Origin of the sequence: Dyella solisilvae (genome assembly GCF_003351225.1) — a bacterium.
GTDB classification, from domain to species: Bacteria; Pseudomonadota; Gammaproteobacteria; order Xanthomonadales; family Rhodanobacteraceae; genus Dyella; species Dyella solisilvae.
Map to the genome: position 1 here is coordinate 89792 of NZ_QQSY01000002.1, position 20597 is coordinate 110388.

Annotated in this window: 18 protein-coding genes and 1 tRNA gene; 7 read left to right on the top strand and 12 right to left on the bottom strand. The window is 64.1% G+C overall.

The annotated features are described in order from the left end of the window. Positions 1-1446 (bottom strand): cytochrome-c oxidase, cbb3-type subunit I, encoded by a 1446-nt coding sequence (ccoN, locus tag DVT68_RS07720; protein WP_114824516.1) that lies wholly within the window; start codon positions 1444-1446, stop codon positions 1-3. 218 nt (positions 1447-1664) lie between these two features. Between ccoN and metF the strand changes: the two genes are divergently transcribed. From metF to DVT68_RS07735, 3 genes are read left to right on the top strand one after another with little or no spacing between them, the layout of a single operon-like run. Further along, a complete protein-coding gene (metF, locus tag DVT68_RS07725; RefSeq protein WP_114824517.1) occupies positions 1665-2492 on the top strand; it encodes a methylenetetrahydrofolate reductase [NAD(P)H] in 828 nt (275 codons plus the stop codon). A 28-nt stretch (positions 2493-2520) separates the two neighbouring features. Further along, positions 2521-3111: a DUF4124 domain-containing protein gene (locus DVT68_RS07730; protein WP_114824518.1), complete on the top strand. Its 591-nt coding sequence runs from the start codon at positions 2521-2523 to the stop codon at positions 3109-3111. A 50-nt stretch (positions 3112-3161) separates the two neighbouring features. Then, the gene (locus DVT68_RS07735) at positions 3162-4079 is read left to right on the top strand and encodes a branched-chain amino acid transaminase (protein WP_114824519.1); all 918 of its coding nucleotides are present in this window, start codon (positions 3162-3164) and stop codon (positions 4077-4079) included. Between the two features lie 58 nt (positions 4080-4137). Here DVT68_RS07735 and DVT68_RS07740 read toward each other — a convergent pair whose 3' ends face one another. The 6 genes from DVT68_RS07740 to DVT68_RS07765 all read right to left on the bottom strand — a co-directional run bounded on the left by DVT68_RS07740 (position 4138) and on the right by DVT68_RS07765 (position 8571). After that, a complete protein-coding gene (locus DVT68_RS07740; protein WP_114824520.1) occupies positions 4138-5421 on the bottom strand; it encodes a sensor histidine kinase in 1284 nt (427 codons plus the stop codon). Continuing rightward, the gene (locus DVT68_RS07745; protein ID WP_019466282.1) at positions 5405-6091 is read right to left on the bottom strand and encodes a response regulator transcription factor; all 687 of its coding nucleotides are present in this window, start codon (positions 6089-6091) and stop codon (positions 5405-5407) included. Before DVT68_RS07745 ends, DVT68_RS07740 begins: the two co-directional genes overlap by 17 nt. A 301-nt stretch (positions 6092-6392) precedes the next feature. Further along, positions 6393-6878: a hypothetical protein gene (locus DVT68_RS07750; RefSeq protein ID WP_114824521.1), complete on the bottom strand. Its 486-nt coding sequence runs from the start codon at positions 6876-6878 to the stop codon at positions 6393-6395. 177 nt (positions 6879-7055) lie between these two features. After that, positions 7056-7973, bottom strand: coding sequence for a 30S ribosomal protein S6--L-glutamate ligase (rimK, locus tag DVT68_RS07755; RefSeq protein ID WP_114824522.1), 918 nt, complete (start codon positions 7971-7973; stop codon positions 7056-7058). After that, positions 7970-8425, bottom strand: a complete 456-nt coding sequence (locus DVT68_RS07760) for an ATP-dependent zinc protease family protein (RefSeq protein ID WP_114824523.1) — start codon at positions 8423-8425, stop codon at positions 7970-7972. The genes rimK and DVT68_RS07760 overlap by 4 nt, the downstream gene beginning before the upstream one ends. Before the next feature lie 72 nt (positions 8426-8497). Continuing rightward, positions 8498-8571: transfer RNA gene (locus DVT68_RS07765), tRNA-Gly, on the bottom strand. Positions 8572-8811: 240 nt separating this feature from the next. Between DVT68_RS07765 and DVT68_RS07770 the strand changes: the two genes are divergently transcribed. From DVT68_RS07770 to trmB, 4 genes are all read left to right on the top strand, one after another. Next, a complete protein-coding gene (locus tag DVT68_RS07770) occupies positions 8812-10995 on the top strand; it encodes a DUF6600 domain-containing protein (protein ID WP_114824524.1) in 2184 nt (727 codons plus the stop codon). A gap of 223 nt (positions 10996-11218) precedes the next feature. Further along, positions 11219-11419, top strand: coding sequence for a sulfur carrier protein ThiS (thiS, locus tag DVT68_RS07775; RefSeq protein ID WP_114824525.1), 201 nt, complete (start codon positions 11219-11221; stop codon positions 11417-11419). 58 nt (positions 11420-11477) lie between these two features. Continuing rightward, positions 11478-12278, top strand: coding sequence for a thiazole synthase (locus DVT68_RS07780; protein WP_114824526.1), 801 nt, complete (start codon positions 11478-11480; stop codon positions 12276-12278). 185 nt (positions 12279-12463) lie between these two features. After that, positions 12464-13168 (top strand): tRNA (guanosine(46)-N7)-methyltransferase TrmB, encoded by a 705-nt coding sequence (gene trmB, locus DVT68_RS07785; RefSeq protein WP_114824527.1) that lies wholly within the window; start codon positions 12464-12466, stop codon positions 13166-13168. Positions 13169-13282: 114 nt separating this feature from the next. Here trmB and DVT68_RS20675 read toward each other — a convergent pair whose 3' ends face one another. The 5 genes from DVT68_RS20675 to DVT68_RS07810 all read right to left on the bottom strand — a co-directional run bounded on the left by DVT68_RS20675 (position 13283) and on the right by DVT68_RS07810 (position 20285). Further along, positions 13283-14374, bottom strand: coding sequence for a fimbrial protein (locus DVT68_RS20675; protein WP_233523394.1), 1092 nt, complete (start codon positions 14372-14374; stop codon positions 13283-13285). Positions 14375-14658: 284 nt separating this feature from the next. Then, on the bottom strand, positions 14659-15771 hold the full coding sequence (locus DVT68_RS20680) for a fimbrial protein (protein ID WP_233523395.1): 1113 nt from the start codon (positions 15769-15771) through the stop codon (positions 14659-14661). 50 nt (positions 15772-15821) lie between these two features. Further along, a complete protein-coding gene (locus DVT68_RS07800; RefSeq protein ID WP_114824528.1) occupies positions 15822-18674 on the bottom strand; it encodes a fimbria/pilus outer membrane usher protein in 2853 nt (950 codons plus the stop codon). A 179-nt stretch (positions 18675-18853) separates the two neighbouring features. Then, positions 18854-19591, bottom strand: a complete 738-nt coding sequence (locus DVT68_RS07805; protein ID WP_233523396.1) for a fimbrial biogenesis chaperone — start codon at positions 19589-19591, stop codon at positions 18854-18856. Between the two features lie 94 nt (positions 19592-19685). Then, positions 19686-20285: a fimbrial protein gene (locus DVT68_RS07810; RefSeq protein WP_114824529.1), complete on the bottom strand. Its 600-nt coding sequence runs from the start codon at positions 20283-20285 to the stop codon at positions 19686-19688. Between the last annotated feature and the right edge of the window lie 312 nt (positions 20286-20597).

The window sequence follows — 20597 nt, forward strand, 5'->3', positions numbered from 1 at the left end:
TCAGGCACGGGCGTCGGCGGCATCGGGCGGCATCACCGCCAGCGGAGCCGTGCTCGCTTCCGCGAGGCGGAAGGTCTTGAACACGTTCCAGCCCATGACAAACATGCCGGACAGCACGATCAGCCCGCCGCCGAGACGGAACAGGTAATACGGCTTGGTCGCGTTGAGCGCCTCGACGAACGAATAGACCAGGGTGCCGGTCTCCGGGTCGGTGGCGCGCCACATCAGGCCCTGGGTGACGCCCGCGATCCACATCGAAGCGATGTAGACGACCACGCCAACGGTGTGCAGCCAGAAGTGCGTATCGATCAGGCGCGTCGAGTACATCTTCGACAGGCCGAGCACGCGCGGCAGCATCGCGTAGATCGAACCGATCGAAATCATCGCGACCCAGCCGATGGCGCCCGAATGCACGTGGCCGATGCCCCAATCGGTGTAGTGACTGAGCGAGTTGACCGTCTTGATCGACATCATCGGCCCCTCGAACGTGCTCATCATGTAGAACGAGAGCGAGACGACGAGGAACTTCAGGATCGGATCGGTGCGCAGCTTGTACCAGACGCCCGACAGGGTGAGGATGCCGTTGATCGCGCCGCCCCACGACGGCGCCAGCAGCACCAGCGAGAACACCATGCCCAGCGACTGCGCCCAGTCAGGCAGTGCGGTGTATTGCAGGTGGTGCGGACCGGCCCACATGTAGACGGCGATCAGCGCCCAGAAGTGCACGATCGACAGGCGATAGGAATAGATCGGGCGACCGGCCTGCTTGGGCACGAAGTAGTACATCATGCCGAGGAAGGCGGTGGTCAGGAAGAAGCCCACGGCGTTGTGGCCGTACCACCACTGCACCATCGCGTCGACAGCGCCGGAGTAGACCGAGTAGGACTTGAACCAGCCCGCCGGCATGGCGAGGTTGTTGACCACGTGCAACAGCGCGATGGTGATGATGTACGCGCCATAGAACCAGTTGGCCACGTAGATGTGCTTCACCTTGCGCTTGGCGATGGTGCCGAAGAACAGCACCGCGTACGCGACCCATACGATGGTGATCAGGATATCGATCGGCCATTCGAGTTCGGCGTACTCCTTGCCCTGGGTCAGGCCCATGGGCAGGGTGATTGCAGCGGCGACGATGACCAGTTGCCATCCCCAGAACACAAACGACGCCAACTTGTCCGACAACAGCCGGACGTGGCAGGTGCGTTGCACCGTATAGAGGCTGGTGGCGAACAGCGCCGAACCGCCGAACGCGAAGATCACCGCATTGGTATGCAGCGGACGCAGCCGGCCATAGCTGAGCCACGGCACATCAAAATCAAGGCCCGGCCAGTACAGCTGCGCGGCGATGATCACGCCGACCAGCATGCCGACCACGCCCCAAACCACAGTCATGACGGCAAATTGCCGGACGACCTTGTCGTTGTAACTCCCCTCGATGCCCACCATGAGGCCCGCTCCTAGGCTGGATTGAACGCGGGGGAGTCTGGCGGTCGTTCAGATTTGTACTTTTGATCCACATCAAGCCCAGCCGGGTGCGATTTGTCGCAGATCAGGTCTGAGGTAGCTCTGCGGTAGCCCCTGGCACACGCGGCCCCAGCAAATATCTCTTTATCGCGAGGAAGAGATATATATAATCGGATCACCGCTACCCCAGGACCCGCGCAATGCCCTCCATCAGCTTTGAGTTCTTTCCGCCCAAGACCGAGGAACAGCGGCTGCAGCTCGACCAGGCGGCCGGCCTGCTCAAGTCGCTCGGACCCGAGTACGTGTCGGTGACGTTCGGCGCTGGCGGCTCAACGCTGAGCTACACCGGCGAAACCGTCGCCCGGCTGCATAGCGAGCACGGCCTGGATGTGGCGCCCCATCTGTCCTGCGTCGGCGGCACTCGCGCCGAGCTGGCCGAGCTGCTGGATAGCTACCGCGCCGCCGGCTACCGCCGGATCGTCGCGCTGCGCGGCGACCTGCCTTCGGGCATGGCCACCCCTGGCGACTTCCGTTATGCCGCTGAGCTGGTGCGCTTCATCCGCGAGCACTCCGGCGACCACTTCCATATCGAAGTGGCGGCGTATCCGGAGATCCATCCACAGGCCGACGATGCGCTGGCCGACCTGCGCCATTTCAAGGCCAAGGTGGATGCCGGCGCCAACGGCGCCATCACCCAGTACTTCTTCAACGCCGACGCGTATTTCCGCTTCGTCGAGGACGTGCGGCGGATGGGCGTGGCGGTGCCGATCGTGCCGGGCATCATGCCGATCTCCAATTACTTCCAGCTCAAGCGCTTCTCCGATGCGTGCGGCGCGGAGATCCCGCGCTGGATCAGCAAGCGGATGCAGGCCCACGGCGACGACGCCGCTTCGATCCGCGAGCTGGGCGCCGATGTGGTCGCGCAGTTGTGCCGCCGGTTGCTCGACGGCGGCGCGCCGGGCCTGCACTTCTACACCTTGAACCGTGCGCGGGCGACCCGGGCGATTCTGGACCGGCTGCACGGTTAAGGCACACGGGCGGGCGTAAGCTCGCCCGATGATCAGGTACGGGTTGGCGCTGCTGCTTCTGTTGCCGATGGGCGTGCGGGCCCAGGACGTCATCCATCGCTGCGTCAGCGCCGACGGCCATCCGGTGTTCACCGACCAGCCCTGTGCCGCGCTGCAAGCCACCCCCGTGGCCGACCCGCGCGAAGCGCCGGCTCCACCTGCAGCAACGGAGGCCTCGGCTTCACCGCCTCCAGTTTCGTGTTCCACTACCGTCGCCGACCTGCGCCAGGGTGTGCTGGATGCCTTCGCCAGCCGTGACCCGAACCGCCTGGCGGGCCTGATGCTGTGGAGCGGCTATGGCCGCAATGCGGTGGTAGCCGACATCCGCTCGCTCGGAGGACTGATGCAGCATCCGCTGCTGGATGTCGACGACGACGTGGAGCCGGCGCCAGCCCCGCCCAGTTCAAGCGACCTCACCCGCCTCCCCGATGCCCCCGTCGCGTCGCCGCCGCCCAACACCAGCGGGGAACGCCAACTGGTGGTTCGCACCGCCGCGGAAGATGGCAGCGGCGTGGCGCGCGAAACCCGATTCAGTGTGGTGAGGCGCTCCGGCTGCCTGTGGCTTCGGGGATCCGGCTAACACACCGCCACCGGGTTATCATGTGGCGATTTTGTCCCTGGAGCATCGACATGGCGCAGCAGTACCCCGACTGGATCTGGCAGAACGGCGTGATCAAGCCCTGGCCCGAAGCGACCACGCACGTCATGGCCCACGCGCTGCATTACGGATCCTCGGTGTTCGAAGGCATCCGCAGCTACGCGACGCCAGATGGCGCGGCGATCTTCCGCCTCACCGACCACCTCAAGCGGCTGTACCAGTCGGCCAAGATCTACGACATGGCCCTGCCCTACACGCAGGACGAGCTGGCCGCCGCGTGCCGCGAGGTGGTGCGCAAGAACGGCCTCAACGCCGCGTACCTGCGTCCGGTCGCCTACCGTGGCCTGGGTGGCTTTGGCCTGTCCGCCGAGACGCCGATCGACGTCGCCGTCGCCGCGTGGCCGATGGGTCCCTACCTTGGCCCCGAGGCTCTCGAGAACGGCATCGACGCGTGCGTGTCGAGCTGGCAGCGCTTTGCGCCCAACACGATTCCGGCCGGCGCGAAGGCAGGCGGCAATTACCTTTCCGGCCAGCTGATCGCGCGCGAAGCGCGCCGCCTGGGCTTCGGCGAAGGCATCGCCATGGCCTCCAGCGGCCTGCTCAGCGAGGGCGCCGGCGAGAACCTGTTCCTGGTCTTCGATGGCGTGCTGCACACGACCCCGGCCAGCGCCTCCATCCTCACCGGCATCACCCGTGACACGCTCAAGACGCTGGCCCGCGAGGATGGCATCGAGGTGATCGAGCGAGACATCCCGCGCGAGTACCTGTACCTGTGCGACGAACTGCTGATGTGCGGTACCGCCGCGGAAATCACCCCGATCCGCTCGGTGGACGGCAAGAAAATCGGCAGCGGCAAGGCCGGTCGCGTCACCCGTCGCCTGCAGGAGCTGTTCTTCGGCCTGTTCAACGGCAAGACCAACGACCAGTGGGGCTGGCTGGAACCGCTGTAAGTCGCTTTGGTTCCGGCAGGAGCGCACAGAGTGCGCTCCTGCCGCCGCGCAGCCGCGATCAGGAAAACACGAGGCTGGCGATCGCCCCGTTGGTTTCGGAACGCGGGCGCATCGACACTTCCCAGCCGTAGAGGTCGCACAGGCGGCGCACGATGGCCAAGCCCAGGCCGGCGCCGCTTCCACCGGCGCCCTCACCACGCACACCGCGCTGGAACAGCCGCTCGGCGTCCTCCGGCTTGATGCCGGGACCCGTATCGATCACCTCGATGCGGTCGCCGCGCACCTCGACCGTGACCATGCCCTCCAGCGTGTACTTGATCGCGTTGCCGATCAGGTTGGTCAGCGCCACCGCCAGCACCGAGGCTGGCGCATTCACGCTCACCCCCTGCTTGACCACCAGCTCGATGTCGAGCGGTTTGTCGCGCATCTGGGGACGCTGACTCTCGATCACGTCGCTCGCGACCTTCGCCACATCGGTGGTTTCGCCACGCGTGGGTCCACGACGCTCCGCGCGCGACAGCAACAGCAGCGCCTCGATCAGCTCGGTGGCCTGGCGGGAGGAACGCTCGATACGCTTGAGGCGTTCGCGCAACTTGTCGGTGAGGTCAGGCGAACCTTGCAGCAGCTCGGTGGTGCTGGCGATGACCGCCAGCGGCGTGCGCAGCTCGTGGCTGACGTCGGAATTGAACTCGCGGTCGCGTTCGACCATGGCGGTCAGGCGCGAGGAGTACTCGTCCAGCGCCAGCGCCAGCTCGCCCACCTCGTCGTCGGCAAAATGCGGCGCCAGCGGCTCGGCCTTGCCGTTCTTGCGGAAGTCGCGCAGGCGGCGCGCCAGCTCGCTCACCGGCTTGAGCACCTTGCGCGAAAGCCACAAGCCAAGCACCAGCGACAGCAGGCCAAACAGGAACACCGCGCCGATCACGCTGAAAAGCAGCTGCTGCTTCCCCAGTTCCTCGCGCGTCACGTCGTAGCGCAGGAAGCTGATGATGCCGTTCTCGCGGAACACCGCCAGCTTGTAGTGATGGCGCTGGCCATCGCCATCGGTTTCGTAGATGTCATGCACGCCGGTGGACAAGTTCTGCCACGACAGCGGCGCCTTGTAGAGCGTGCGGTCGCTCAGCACCGTGCCGGTGAGCAACCGCGAGCCGCTGGGCGCGCCGGGGTGATCATGCGCCTGCTGATTGGCCCAGCGCGCATCGTCCATCAGGCTGGAATTGACCAGCTGATCCTCGACGCGGGTGCGGATATTCAGCGCGGCCAGCGCAAACAACGCGCTGAGGCCAAAGCCGAACAGCGCGAAGGAGACGACCAGGCGGAACCTGAGCTTACGCCTGGACTGCATCCGGTTCGACCATCCGATATCCGATGCCGTGCCGCGTGTGGATCAGCGGCTTTTCGAACGGCTTGTCGATCGCGGCGCGCAGACCGTGGATGTGCACGCGCAGCGAATCGCTGTCGGGCAGTTCCTCGCCCCACACGCGCTGTTCCAGGTCCTGGCGGGTCACCACCGAAGGGCTGGCTTCCATCAGCGCCTGCAATAGTTTCAGGCCGATCGGGTTGAGCTGGATCGACTTGCCCTCGCGAGTCACCGTGAGCGTGTCCAGGTTGTAGGTGAGATCGCCCACCTTCAGCACGCGGCTCTGCGGACCCTTGCCGCGACGGGCCAGCACTTCCAGACGCGCCGCCAGCTCCTGCAGCGCGAACGGCTTGGTCATGTAGTCGTCGGCGCCGGATTCGAAGCCGGTGAGCTTCTGTTCCAACGCGTCGCGCGCGGTCAGCATGAGGATAGGCGTCTGCTTGTGCGCCTCGTGGCGCAGCTTGCGTGCGACGTCCAGACCGTCCATGCCTGGCAAGGTCAGGTCGAGCACGATGACGTCGAAGTCATGCACCACGGCCAGATGCAGGCCAGTGACGCCATCCCCGGCAAAGTCGACCACATGGCCGCGGTCTTCCAGATAATCGCCGATGTTGGTCGCGATATCGCTGTTGTCTTCGATCACCAGTACGCGCATGCGTCCTCCATACGCAGCCGGCATAGGGGCCGGCCGAGGGCTCAAGCTTAACAATTAACAAGCCAGCACGGGGGAAAAGGAGCCCGGCGGGGGCCGAGCTGGAGGGCGGCCGGGAACAGGCAAGAAAAAAGCCCAGGCGGGTCGACTTGACGTCGTTCGCCTGGGCCCAAGCTACTGCCCCGATACCGAAATCTGCTGTCACCAGACCTTGCGGTTGAAGTGCCAAGCAAATTGCAGTGGGGCTTTTATAGGGGCGCTGCGGTTACAGAGTAGTTAACCTGTACTCACGCCGATGTTAACTTCAGTGCCCGCCGACCGGGTTCTGTTGTTGCTTGGAATCCTGCAGGTAGCGCTGCGTCATGCCCTCTTCCTCCTGCAGCTGACGCTTGGTCTTGCACACCGTCTTGGGAATGTGGGAGCCCATTGGCTGGACTTGCTCGCAGATCTCGCGGTCGGCGTCGTTGTGCGTGAGGATCGCGTTCACCTCGGACTGGTGGTTGTAGAGCTGCACCTTGGACGCCTGGTCCATTGCGTCGACCGTGCCGAACTTGTCGTACAGGCCTTGCATGTCGCTGAGATCGCGATTGACGGTGTCCTGATCGCCCTTGCCTACGGACTCGAATCGCCCCCCGGGCGCCATCTGCTGGCGGACGTGATCGGCCACAGCGGCGAACTCGTCCTTGGTATTTGCCTTGACATCGGGCTTGGCCTCCTTGGCTTGCACGGCCGCCACCTGCACCAGAATCACCATCGCCGCCACGATCGGCAGCCAGAGTCTTTGCTTCATGCCTCCTCCCAACCTGCGGCATCCCCCCTCGGGATGCATCCCACAGGAAGGGCCGATCCTATGCGGGGGGAACGAGCAGAGCCAAGTGTCTTCGGTAGTAGGCCTGAGCGTCTCGCCGTCGTGCTGCTGACGGAGCGCCACGCAAAGCGCGGCGGGCGCACTGCGTAAGCGTTAACGCTAGACCACGCGCTGGGCGCGACGATGCACCTTGGCGCTGACGCCGCCCGCCTCCGCTTCCAGCAAGCCGATGATGGCCGCCGCCACGTCCACACCGGTCGCAGCCTCGATGCCCTCCAGACCAGGCGAGGCGTTCACCTCGAGGATCAGCGGGCCGCGCTTGGAACGCAGCATGTCGACGCCGGCAACCCCCAGGCCCAGCGCCGCCGCGGCCTGCACCGCAATCCGGCGCTCCTCCGCACTCAGCGTCGCCGCACTGGCGGAGCCACCGCGATGCAGATTCGCGCGGAACTCGCCTGGACTGGCCTCGCGCTGCATCGCGGCGACCACTTTCCTGCCGACCACGAAGCAGCGCAGGTCGCTGCCCTTCGCCTCGCCGATGAACTCCTGCACCAGGAAATTGGCGTAAAGGCCACGGAAGGCCTCAATCACGCTCTGCGAGGCGCTTTTTTTCTCCGCAAGCACCACGCCGGTGCCCTGGCTGCCTTCGTTGAGTTTGATCACGTGGGGCGGGTCGCCCAGCATGGCCAGCACGTCGGCCGTATCGTCGGGGTTGTCGCCGAACACGGTGGCCGGCATGTCCAGCCCCTTGGCCGACAGGATCTGCAGGCAGCGCAACTTGTCGCGCGCGCGCAGCACGGCGTCCGACGAGTTGGGCGTGTACACCCCCATCATTTCCAGCTGGCGCAGCACCGCAGTGCCGTAAAACGTGCTGGTGACGCCAATGCGAGGAATCACCGCATCGATCCCGTGCAGCGCCTTGCCCTTGTAGCGGATGGACATGTTGCCGGGCGCGATGCGCACGTAGCAGCGCAACGGATCGAGCACGCGCACCACATGACCACGCTCGCGCGCCACGTCGACCAGGCGCTGGGTGGAATACAGGCGGGTGTTGCGGGAGAGGATGGCAATCTTCATGGAACACCCGTCGACACGATCGGCAACGATCGCGGCTGCGTATAGGAAAGCGCGGGATCGACCGCGAAACGGCCGAGCAGCGCAGTGCGGCCCAGCAGCATGGGAAACAGCATATGTCGCCGATCGGTCAGATTGATGTCGACCGGAAAACACTCGCCCGCGAGCTGCACCTCGGTACGGATGAACCAGCGCAGGGTCCGCCGCCCCCCGGTGTCGGTGACTGCGCGCCGGTCCAGCGCTGGCGCTTCGCAGGCCACTCCGACGCGGTGCCGGCTGCCGACATTCACAGCGAACCGCAACCACGTCTCGCCATCGCGCTCGAAGCTTTCCAGAGCGTCCACGTGCAGCGAACTGCTGCGCGCTCCGGTGTCGAGCTTGGCCTTGAGCCGGGGGATGCCGAGCAACGGCAACGCCAGACGCTCCCGCCAGCCGAGGGTGATCACATCCGCCATTATCAGCGCACGCCGCAGGGTTACGTGAAAGGAGCTCGGTGGGGTCGGGAGCTTGGGAGACTGACTCTAGTGTGGAGCGGGTGAAGGGAATCGAACCCTCGTCAGTAGCTTGGGAAGCTACAGCTCTACCATTGAGCTACACCCGCAGCGCCCGGCGATGGTAACCCGGGACCGGCGGCATTTGGAACCGCTGGCCAGCCCAACACGGGATAAACCGGACATGGCGGCGCGCTGAATCGTCAGCGGCAACCGACCTGCCGGGTTCTTGCAGCCGCGCGACCGATCATCCGCATAATGTGCCCGTCGACGCCCGTACGCGCCTGCGCGTTACCACGGGGGACGATTCGATCGCGCGACGACGTCGCGCCTTGCTCTGGAGATTTTCGATGCGTGTGCTTCCTGCTTGCCCGACATCGCCGAAAGGCTGGCGATGGCTGGCTGCCGTCCTGCTGATCGGCGCCAGCTGCCTGGTGCAGGCGCAAACCCCGCCGCCGCCCGATGACGGCGGCGCCGCTGGCGACCCGCCCTCGCGCGTAGCGCGCCTGTCCTACCGCGAGGGCGACGTGGGCCTGCTGCCTGCGGGCGAGAAGGATTGGGGCGACGCCAGCCTCAACCGGCCGCTGACCACCGGCGATCGTCTGTCCACCGGGCAGAACGCGCGCGCCGAACTGGAGCTGGGCGGGGGCACGCTGCGCATCGCCGACGATTCCAACTTCGGCTTTCTCAGCCTCAACGACCAGTTGAGCCAGGTGGAGCTCACCCAAGGCACGCTCAACCTGTCGGTCCGCGGCCTGGCCGAGGGCCAGAGCTACGAGATCGACACGCCCACGGTCGCCCTGGTGGTGGATCAGCCGGGCAACTATCGCGTGGACATCAGCGAGGACGGCAAGTCGACCCGGGTCACCGCTTTCGAAGGCCGGGCCACGGTTTACGGCGAGGCCAATGCACAGCGCATGGTCGCCGGCGGGCGCAGCTACGAGTTCGCCGATTCCTCGCTCGGCGAGGTGACCATCAGCGATATCGACGGCGGCGACGACTTCGACGCCTGGTGCAACAGCCGCGACCAGCGCTACGGGCGCTCGGAGTCCGGCCAGTACGTTTCGAACGAGGTGGTGGGCTACCAGGACCTGGACCACTACGGCAACTGGCAGTCCGACCCCCAGTATGGCCAGGTCTGGTACCCGGCCGATGTCGCCGTGGGCTGGGCTCCGTATCGCGATGGCCACTGGGCCTATGTCGCGCCCTGGGGTTGGACCTGGGTGGATGACTCGCCTTGGGGCTTTGCGCCGTATCACTACGGCCGCTGGGCCTATGTGGGTAACCGCTGGGGCTGGGTTCCCGGACCGGTGGGCGTGCGTCCGGTGTATGCGCCGGCCCTGGTCGCCTTCGTGGGCGGTGCCGGCATCGGCGTGTCGGTGGGTGTCGGCGGCGGCCCAGTGGGCTGGTTCCCGCTCGGCCCGGGCGAGGTTTACAACCCCTGGTACCACGCCAGCCGCAACTACTACACCAGCGTCAACGTCGCCAACATCTACGCGCGAAACGACCGCAACCTGGTGATCAACAACATCAACAACCATTACGGCTACTTCCGCGATGGCCGGCCGATGCCGAACGAGCGGTACTTCAACCGCGAAGCGCCGCATGCCTTTACCGCCATGTCCAGCCAGGATTTCGCGGCCGCGCGCAACGCGCAGCACCACATGATGGCGTTCGATCCCGGCCGTTTCGCCGCCGCGCCGGTGATGCCCCGTGGCGCCGGCGTGCAACCCGTGCACACCAGCTTCGCGCCGCCCCGCGCGGCGGGCGAACGCAGCCTGCCGGCTGGCGGGTTCCAGCGTGACGTCGTCGCACGCAATGCGCCGATGGCGCCGTATGCCGGTCGCACGGCTGGCGCTCCCCGCCCGACTCAGGGACCGACCAACGTCCGCATGCTCGACCCATCCAACGGGGGCGGCCGCCCGGCCATGGCCGGGCGCACCGAGATGCCGGCCATGGAGCGCGCCCAGCCCGACATGCGCAATGGCGGCAGCGTCCGCCAGCCGATGGCGCAGGACAACGAGCCGCCGGCCGTGCGTCAGGGCGAACTGCCTTCGGCGCGCTACGCCCGGCCGCAGTCCTACGCTGATCGCCCGGCGCCATCTGACCGTGCGGGCTCCGGCAACCAGCCGCGCCCGGGCGTCAGCTACATCCCCAGCGCCGAGCAGGACCGGGCGGTCCGCGCGCAACCGCAGCCCGGCAACCTGCCCAGCACACCGCGCTTCGAACGGGCACAGCCGTCCCAGGGCGGCGAGGACAACGCTCAGCGCTACCAGCGTGAAAACGCCAGCCCTCGCCAGGCGCCGCAGGAGTCACGCTATGTGCCGCCCCAGCGCGAAGCCCAGGCGGCAGGTGGCTATCAGCCGCCGCAACGCAGCTACGAGCCGCCCCGTGGTTACGAGCCTCCTCGTGGCAACCCCACGCCTCAGCCTCAGGCCCAGCCACACCCGGCCCAGAACGGCGGTCAGCAGGCGCATCCGCAGGCCAACCACGACGACCATCGCGCCCAGCACAAGGACGATCAGCACAACTGATCGTTCTGCACCACCAAGAGACCCCGGGAACATCCCGGGGTCTTCTTTCCCCCGCAAGCGGGAGTCCCGTGCCATCGCCCGCCGTGACGTGAAAGACGGCTGGCTCGCGCTTTTCGGGGGGATGGCGCACGGCGGCGCGGACATTTCATAAACCGGGGCCCGCCGTGGGCCGGCCCCTTCACTCTATGCCGGCAAGCCGGCCGCCAGCGGCTACAATAGGCGAATGCATATCACGCTCAACGGCAGCCCCAGGGACTGCGCCACCGCCACGACCGTCGCCCAGTTGCTTCAGGACGCCGGTTACGGCGCCCGCCGCGTCGCGGTGGAAGTGAACCGCGAAATCGTCCCTCGCAGCCTGCACACCAGCCATGAGCTGGCCGATGGCGACCAGGTCGAGATCGTCCACGCCATCGGCGGCGGCTGATCGCCCCGCTCCCATCACGGCGTCAAACTCGCTGGCGCCCGCAGCCCAAGACACCACGATGAACACCAAGACGTTCGACACCGCCGATCCGCTCGTCATTGCCGGCAAGAGCTATGGCTCGCGCCTGCTCACCGGCACCGGCAAGTACAAGGACTTCGACGAAACCCGTCGCGCCACCCAGGCCGCCGGCGCCGACATCGTCACGCTGGCGATCCGCCGCGTGAATATCGGCCAGGACGCCAGCCAGCCGAACCTGCTCGACGCATTGCCGCCGGAAGAGTTCACCCTGCTGCCGAACACCGCCGGCTGCTACAACGCCGTCGACGCGGTGCGCACCTGCAAGCTCGCCCGCGAGTTGCTGGACGGCCACAAGCTGGTCAAGCTCGAAGTGCTCGGCGACCAGCGCACGCTGTTCCCGGACGTGGTGGAAACGCTGAAGGCGGCCGAGACGCTGGTGGCCGACGGCTTCGACGTCATGGTCTACACCAGCGATGACCCGATACTGGCCAAGCGCCTGGAAGAGATCGGCTGCGTGGCGGTCATGCCGCTGGCGGCGCCGATTGGCTCGGGCCTTGGCATCCAGAACCGCTACAACCTGCTCGAGATCATCGAGAACGCCAAGGTGCCGATCATCGTCGACGCCGGCGTGGGCACGGCCTCGGATGCCGCCATCGCGATGGAGCTTGGCTGCGACGGCGTGCTGATGAACACCGCGATCGCCGGCGCCAAGGATCCGGTGCTGATGGCCCATGCCATGAAGCTTGCCATCGAAGCCGGACGCGCCGCCTTCAAGGCCGGTCGCATCCCGCGCAAGCGTTTTGCGTCTGCGTCCAGCCCGATCGACGGCACGATCGGCTAAGCACGACCACACACGCTAGCCATCCCCGCCCAGGCGGGGATCCAGCGACTTTCCCGGCGTCCGAGACGCCGGACTCAGGCCATTGCAGGAATGATGCGGGGAGATGCAACATCTCTCAACGTGCGCGTCATCGCCCTGCCCTCACCCGCCTCGCGGCGGGTGGAATGTACGTTGACGGACTACCCATGAGCCACGACCACGACGACGCCAGCAAGCCCGAATACATGCGCCGCATCCGCAGTTTTGTGCTGCGCGAAGGCCGCATGACGCCGGCGCAGCAGCGCGCCTTTGACGATCATTGGGCGCGCTTCGGCATTGATTACGCCGGGACCCCGCAAGATTTTGGCGAACGTTTTGGCCGCACCGCGCCCCTGGTGCTCGAGATCGGCTTCGGCAATGGCGAGGCCCTGGCCTGGGCCAGCGAACACGACCTCGAACGCAACTTTATCGGCGTGGAGGTGCACGGTCCTGGCGTGGGTCGCCTGATGAATGCACTGGCTGCCCGCGACGCGCGGAACGTGCGCCTCTACAAGCACGACGCGGTCGAGGTGCTCGAGCATGAGATCCCCGAGGGCTCCCTCGCCGAAGCGCGCATCTGGTTCCCCGATCCCTGGCACAAGAAGCGTCACAACAAACGGCGCATCATCCAGCCAGAATTCGTCGCCCTGCTCGCTTCGCGCATGGCGCCAAACGGCCTGCTGCATCTGGCGACCGACTGGCAGCCCTACGCCGAGCACATGCTCGACGTGATGGAAGCGGCGCCCGCATGGCGCAACGCCATCGGCGCCGGCCAGTATGCGGAAAAACCCGATTGGCGCATCGAAACCCATTTCGAACGCCGCGGCCTGAAGCTTGGTCATGGCGTGTGGGATCTGCTCTATAGAACCTGATCTCCTGGCTACCGCATTCCGGATACCACCGGAAACGGGCGCCCCCACAGAGGCATGAATGAAGAAGGCCGCGAAAGCGGCCTTCTTCATGTCAGCGTCAAATCCGTCCCGCCATCAGTCGTAGGCCATGGTGAATGTGACGGACGTATTAGCCTTTCCGGCGCCCACCCTGTCACCTGTCTGGTAATAGCGGGCCTTCAACGGAATGCTGTAGTTGCCACCGACGTTTTGGTTGTACCCATGGAACGTGATTGGCGTACTCAGAGGCAACGCGGCCGTACCCTTGTTGTCGAGCAACTGGATGCCGACGCCGGTGGCAGTCGAACTTCCGTCCAGCGCCACGACCGAGTTCGCGCTGTTGACCACGCTGGTCACCGGATCGATCTGGTACTGAATGCTATCCATGCCGGCCGGGCAATCATTCAGGCTGATGGAGAACCCCGTAGCGCTCGTGAACGTGTCCGGCCCGGTCATTTCCGAGTTCATGTGCGTGCCCATGGGAACCACCACATCCGGTGTGACGCAGGCGAGTGACAACGTCTTGACGCTCGTCTGGGTCAGCACCAGCTGAGCTGCGTTGAGGCTGTCGTACCAGACATCGATCGTCGGACTGGTGAATACCTGCGTGCCGTTTCTGATCGGTCCGATGGCAATCAATTGGACACTAAGGAACGATCTCAAGAGATACGGCTGCGTGCTGTTGGCTGTCCGCCAGTCGGGCTGCCCCACATATGCCCAGGCTTCAGGACTGCCCGTGCTTCCCCAATACCAGGCGCCACGGATGCCCACCCCGGGAAGATTCGGCAATGCGTAGATGTTGGGCATGCCGGAGGGCTGCAAACCCGGAATGTTCCATTGCCATTTCATATAGAACTGGGCGTCGCAAAGAATGCTCGCCGTCCCCGCGCCGCCCTGCACCCAGCCGGAATCCCAAAGCACGGAGCCACGGCTAACATTCCTCGGAACGGTGATTTCGGCAGGCAGCGCCACGGTGCTGATCAAGGTGTTGCCCGCCACGAATGAACAGGCGGCTTGTGTTTCGCGGCCGAAGCCGATCAAACCCATGAGGGCGACAATGAATAAGACCATGCGCCGGATGCGTTTGGCCTTGGGGGCAGATGCTGAGTGCGTCTCCGCATCCATTGGCGATGGAGCACCCGCGTGCCTCCCCGCCCTGTTATAACCATTGAAAAGTACGATGCTCATGGCGCTCCTCAGCCTCAATGACCCATGGCATCGATCGATGCCATGACCGACTTCCTGTCACGTTTTGTGCGAACCGGAGGGGTGTACTGGTCCGGTATTGCACATCCTCGGTGTCGCCCCAGCGCACCACGAGCGCACCGCTGGCCTGTTGTCCCGGACAAGGAATTTCGAACCCTGCCCCTATCCTTCTGCCGCCCACTCCGGGGATCACTGCGTCAGCTGGCAAAGCTCTTTGGTCTCGAGCCCGACCGTCCGTACGGGCGCCCACGCCAATCAGAGCTGCGTCATTCGTAGATCATGGTGAAGGTCATTGATGTGTTGGCTGGCCCGACGCCGACGCTGCTTCCGGTTTGGTAGTAGCGGGCCTTCAGCGGAATGCTGTAGCTCCCACCCGCATGCGGATCGTAACCTTCGAAATTCACAGCTCGCCCCAAGGGAAAGCTAGTCGTGCCTGAACCATCGAGGAGCTGGACGCCCACACCTGTAGCCGAGGAGCTGCCGTCGAGCGCGACCACGGATTGCGTCGCGTCAAGTACCGTTGTCGCGGCATCGATGCGGTAAGCGATGCTCGTCATGCCTGCCGGACAGTTGTTGAGATCAATCTGAAAGCGAACCGCCGCGGTCGTGTATCCCTCGCCCATGAATTCCGATTGCATGTGTTTGCCTAGCCGAACCACGACATTCGGCGTCGTGCACGCCCGCGGAACGATGGCCGCGGACGTAATGACCAGCGAATCCCGGACGACCCCTGGAAGGTCCAGCGCCATGGCGCCGTCGGTGGTCACTCCCAGGGTTGCTTGCGCGATTTCGCCATCAAACATTCCTGTCGTCGTAACGGCATCCGTCTTGACGACCGCAACCGCGAACTTCCCTCCCAGCCTCACGACCCCGTGTGAGCCCGACTGGTTCGTGCACCCCCAACCAACCCAGGGAATGGGCCTGGTTCCGCCGTCCGGCGTCAGCACGTCTTTCCAACCCAAATAGCCGCAACCACCAGCCAAGGCATTGAACGCAATGGCGATACCGATGCCTGGCACGTTGGTTTGATATACCTTGTATGCCGTGGCCCCATTACCCGGAGTCGTGCCATATGACACGGGACTGAGAGTTCCGCCACTCAGAGTCGGCAAGGCGTAACTGCCCACAGTCTCCAAGTCAAAGTCACACGTAAAAGAACCAATGTCGCTCGACATCGTCCACGGAACCAGGGTCGCACCGACAGGAGCATCGCGAGGAACGGCAACAGTGGATGGCAAGGTCACGATGGTTGTTACGCCACCACCAGAACAATGGCTCGCGGCAGCCCACGCCGACTTCGCCCCACCCAGGAAAAATGCGAAAGCCAGGAGGGAAATCAGAAGAGAACGGCACACTAGTTTGCTTTCACGAAAACGCATATGACCCGACCTGGTCCCGTTATGGGCTCGCCTGAGCCCATGAGACGACCTCAACGACACACCGCATCCATGCTTTCAACGGTTAACGACTTCTCACCCTTATCGCGTTCCGGCAACTGGTAATTCACCCGACACTGGCGCGCCTCCTCGTCCCCCCAACGCACCGTCAGCTCGCCTCCCCGCTCACCACCGCGCACGAACAGCTGACCGCCCTGGCCGACCGCACCTATTTCCCGGCCCTCTGGATCGAGCACTTGCGCACCAAATGGGACTCCCTCCCCATCAACCCTTGAAACTCGGATGAGCACCGCCCGGCCGCTGGACGTCTCAAACTTGAGAGGAACGACCGCACCCGCGCGGGGCGCCGTCTGCAGGCGCGTCGTCTGCAATTCCACGTCGTTCGACGTGCCGGTGGGATCAAGCGTGACGTCATTCAGCCGATAGGGGGTGAGGTTGGCGGCGATTGCGTAGCCACGCGCATCAACCTTCGCCTGACCACTGCTCGATACGCGAGCTCCCTTGGCATCGCGAGCTTCGACCACACCGATGGCGCCATTGAGATCCAGCTGCGGCGACAACGTAAGTCCGCCGGGATGCGCCACGAGGCCACCGGAAGCGCTTATCGAAGCCTGCTGGTAATGACCTGAGTAGGAGTACCCGGCATTGAGGTTGGTGCGTGGCCCCTGCCAACTCAGCGTGCCGCTCGCGGTACTCCGGCTGCCGGCGCCGCTTTGATCGGTGTAGGACGCGTTGGCGCCGTAGTTGAACTGACTGTCCTTACCAAACGTCCCCGTCACACCCACGCGATCGTTGTTTCCCAAGGCATCATCGTAAGTCGCGGAGAACTGCAACATCGGCGCCCGGCGCGATGACGGACCGCCCAGCGGCACCGAGAGGTTGATGCCGAACTGACTGTCGTAGTGCGATCCGTTGTACATCGGACCGGTCGTGTACGTGCGGCCAGCCGTGATGCCGAAGTTAACGCGCCGATAGGAGTTGCTGTAGCCAAGCTGGTACGTCGTAGCGCTCGGCATCCCGTTCCAGTACGAATTTCGCGATCCGTTGAAGTAAAGCTGCCCGTACCTGTTACCGAAATTTTGACTGACGGTGACATTGAGGCGCTCCCTCGCCCGCATCATGTGCACCGTATCAAGGCGACCGGCTTGCTGCGATTCCAGCATGTCCTGCGTGACGACTGCATCGGCCAGCGACAAGAAATTGCCATTGGAATAGCGGTACGACGCAAGCGCGAACGTGGTTCCTGAGCTTTGGATGGCCTTGGAGTACGAGAAGCGGGTGCTATATCCGGACAAGGATTCCGTGCCCTGGAACGAGGTTCGCGATCGCGTGACATCCAGCGCAAAGGCCCCGACAGGCGTGTTGACCGCGGCGCCGCCAAGGTACGCGTGATAGAGATTGAGATAGGTCGACTGCACGCCACCGTACAGCGTCATCCAGTTGTTGATGCCACGCTGATACGTCCCCTCCACGAAGTAAGGCTTGTCATGGCGAAGCGCTGTGTTATGCACCTGGCCATCGGTGATCGACCAACGACCGATGCCCGGCCTCAGCAGCATCGGCACGGCCGAATAGGGTACGAGGAAGCTGCGAACACTGCCGTCCGCTTCAAACACCGTGACGGTGAGGTCGCCGCCGTAGCCAGTGGCGTAAAGGTCGTCGATGACAAAGGATCCCGGCGCCACCGTGGCCTGGTACAGCAAATTGCCGTTCTGTCGCACTTCCACGCGCGCCTGTGTATTGGCCGTGCCACGCACTACCGGCGCATAGCCCTGCTGGGAATCGGGCAACATGCGGTCATCGCTGTACATCGTGATGCCTCGAAAGGGCGTGGTGTCAAACACAATGCCCTGCGTGTAGCCGTCGCCAATGGTGAGCTGTGCCTTCCACAACGTGATGTCGTGGGTGGCGGTGGTGTTGATGTTGGTCCAACGCGTACGTGCCGCTCGCTGGTCCCATTGCCCCGTTTCCTGGCTGCGAAGACGCCATCCCTTGACGTTCATGCCGAGGTTAAGGCCGAGAAAGGCGCTGATGTCATGACTGCTGTATCCGCCGGATGGCGCTGAAACAAAGGTTCCGCGCTGCACAGGCACATACCTGCCGTCGGCCGTCAGCATGTAGTTGCCCATGCTGTCCGCCACGTAACTGCCACCGGGACCCGCCAGGTAGTACTGCGCGCCTTGCACCTGGACCCGGCTTCCATCGTAAGCGATGGCGGAGCCACCATTCGTCAGGCGGACTCCACCGTAGCTCTGATCAAGCGAATACGCGTTGAAGCTGTAACCCATCAAGAAGGCGGATTCGCCGTGGTCCCATAGATCCTGGCTCACATAGCCACGCGCATGGCGCAACATTGCCTCCTGAGGGATGGAGACATCGAGCCGCAGGTCGCCCACGTCCATCCTGACCATGGCGTCGGGACTGATCTGATTGATGGTGATGCAAGCGCTCTGCGCGTTGACAACCCCGGGGTCCAACCGGCCCGTTTCAACGCCCATCTGCAGCAGCGTGGCGTAGTCGAAGCAGGGATATGCATCGTTGCTGTTTTGGGTGGCGCGGAACTCAATGTCCTTGCGCGCCACGCGGCCATCATTGACGAAAATATCGACGTTGTAGTGGCCAGGCAGAACGGGGTTGCCCCTTTCAAAACGTGACACGTCGATTGTCTGGCTTGCACCGGTGAATGCGGTGCTGAACTCCACGACCGCGGCGCCAGATGCAGGTTCCAACGCCGGACCGACCAACGAAGAAGCAGCCCGCACGGCGACCGGCGCCGTACCCAGCGCCACCATCACAAATCGCGCCAGGGCGTGGACGCGAGGCAATGACGAGCGTCGAACGCCCACTTGATAGGCGCGTGCTTGCTTGTCGCGGATCGCATTCATCAGTGTCACTGCTCTTCTTTGGGCAAACAGCTCCTGTCCGGACACGCGCATCGCGAACCCGGAAAGAGTCTTGTTGGACGGAAGCCCCTAGCTGGCGGGCTTCAAAGAACGACGTGAGTCAATTGAAATTTGACCTTTCAAACAGCGCAGGCCAACGCGGCCCACTTCTACTCCAGGCATCAGCGCGTGAGACTGACCTCGCGCGGGTTGAATCCCCCGAAGTCGTTGATCACCGTAACGACCAGCTTGCCGCTGGCATCAGGCGATCCCGCCACGGGAAAGGTTCCCTTACCCTTGGCGGGGCACATGCCGCCTTTGTTGACCGCCTGCAACGGCTGCGCGCCCTTGAAGGACATATCGCTGAAGGACACGTTGAACGCCGTGTCATTCGTGCATTCCACTGTGTAGCCCTTGGGACCGGGCACGAGACGCCATGTGACCTGGTCGGGCGCTGAGTCGGACGACCCTTGAAGACCCTTAGGGCGATAGAACAACTTCAAGCGCGACCTCACGGCGAGCTGCATGTAGTTATCCCCAGCGTCGCTGCCGGCCTTGGGCTTGGGCGGAATTTCGAGGACGTTGAGCCAGAAGACCGACTCGCGATCCTGAGGCAAGCTGTTGGCCCCGGTGAACATGATGCGGAGCGTCTGGCCCTTGCCGGGATCGACGCGCGCCATAGGCGGCGTGATGAGAAACGGCGCCTTGCTGGATTCGGCGCGCTCGCTCGCATCGCCGCTATCCACCCAGGCCTGGATGAGGCGAGCCTCTTTGCCGTCATTGACCAAGCTTAGCGATACCTCGCGCTGATCGGCGGGATACACCACGCGCGTACCATTGATGGTCACGCCAGCATTAGCCGAGCTGAGGCTCGCAGCAATAGCTGTCATGGCGCCCACGGCGCGGCTGAAGGCTTTCATTGCACTGCTCTCGGAGCTTGTAAGTAACGGAGTCCACCCAGTAGTCCGACAAGGCCGGCGCACCAGCCTTGCCGCTAACGCGCGCGCAGACCAATCAGTTGTACTGCATCGAATAGGTCAGGTAGGTGTTGACTTCGCCGGGGGTGGCTGCGCCGCCGACAGCGAGGTATTGGGCGACGTAGTTCAGTGTAGCGCTACGGGTTGGGTTGATTTTCGCAGCCGGTTGGTTGTTCTCGTCGATTAGAGTCTTTCCGGGGAGCACATTGCCGTCAGTGGCCAACTTGATCGGCAGCATGTTTTCAGGATTGACGAGACGTACTTCCACATTGGTCGCGCCGCTAGCGGCCTGGTTGATGAGCGCACCAGTCTCCGTGTCAAGCGGGGTTTGCGTGCTCTCGATCCATAGGGCGGCGGTCTTTCCCGCCGTGCAGTTGGGGCCTGCGAGGTTGAGTGAGAAGTTGGTATCGCCGGCAGTCATGCCGCTCTCGGACAAAGAAGAGCTGCTCACTGTCGGAAGAGCCACGGCAATGTTTTTGGTGCCAGTCGCGGCTCCACCACCGGTTACTACGCACGTGGTGTCTGTAATAAGGCCTGTGAAGGTAATGGTTCCGTCCTCGGCACTAGCGACCACCGGGGCAAGCGTCACGAAGCCGAGCACGGCAACCATGGCAGTTTGGATGAGCGTCTTCTTCATAACCTTTGTTGATCCTTCACATAAGTAATGGGGCAGTGGATTCGCAGACGAGCCAAACGAGGGAAGTCCGAAATTTGCCGGACTTCCATGTCGACATCGTGGGGTTCTCTTCCTGGCGGCCCCGAGCGGGCTACGTCGCCATTTCGCGGTCGCTACCACGAAACATGGCCATTGTTCATTGATTGGCCAACGGGTTCTTTAGGACGAATCTGAGATATGCGTTTGATTTCGAAGCACCCAGGGCTTTTGTGCGCTCGCGCAGGGGTACCGGCAGCCGGCCCGAGTTCACGCCCTGCGGGCTGCCGCGCTTAT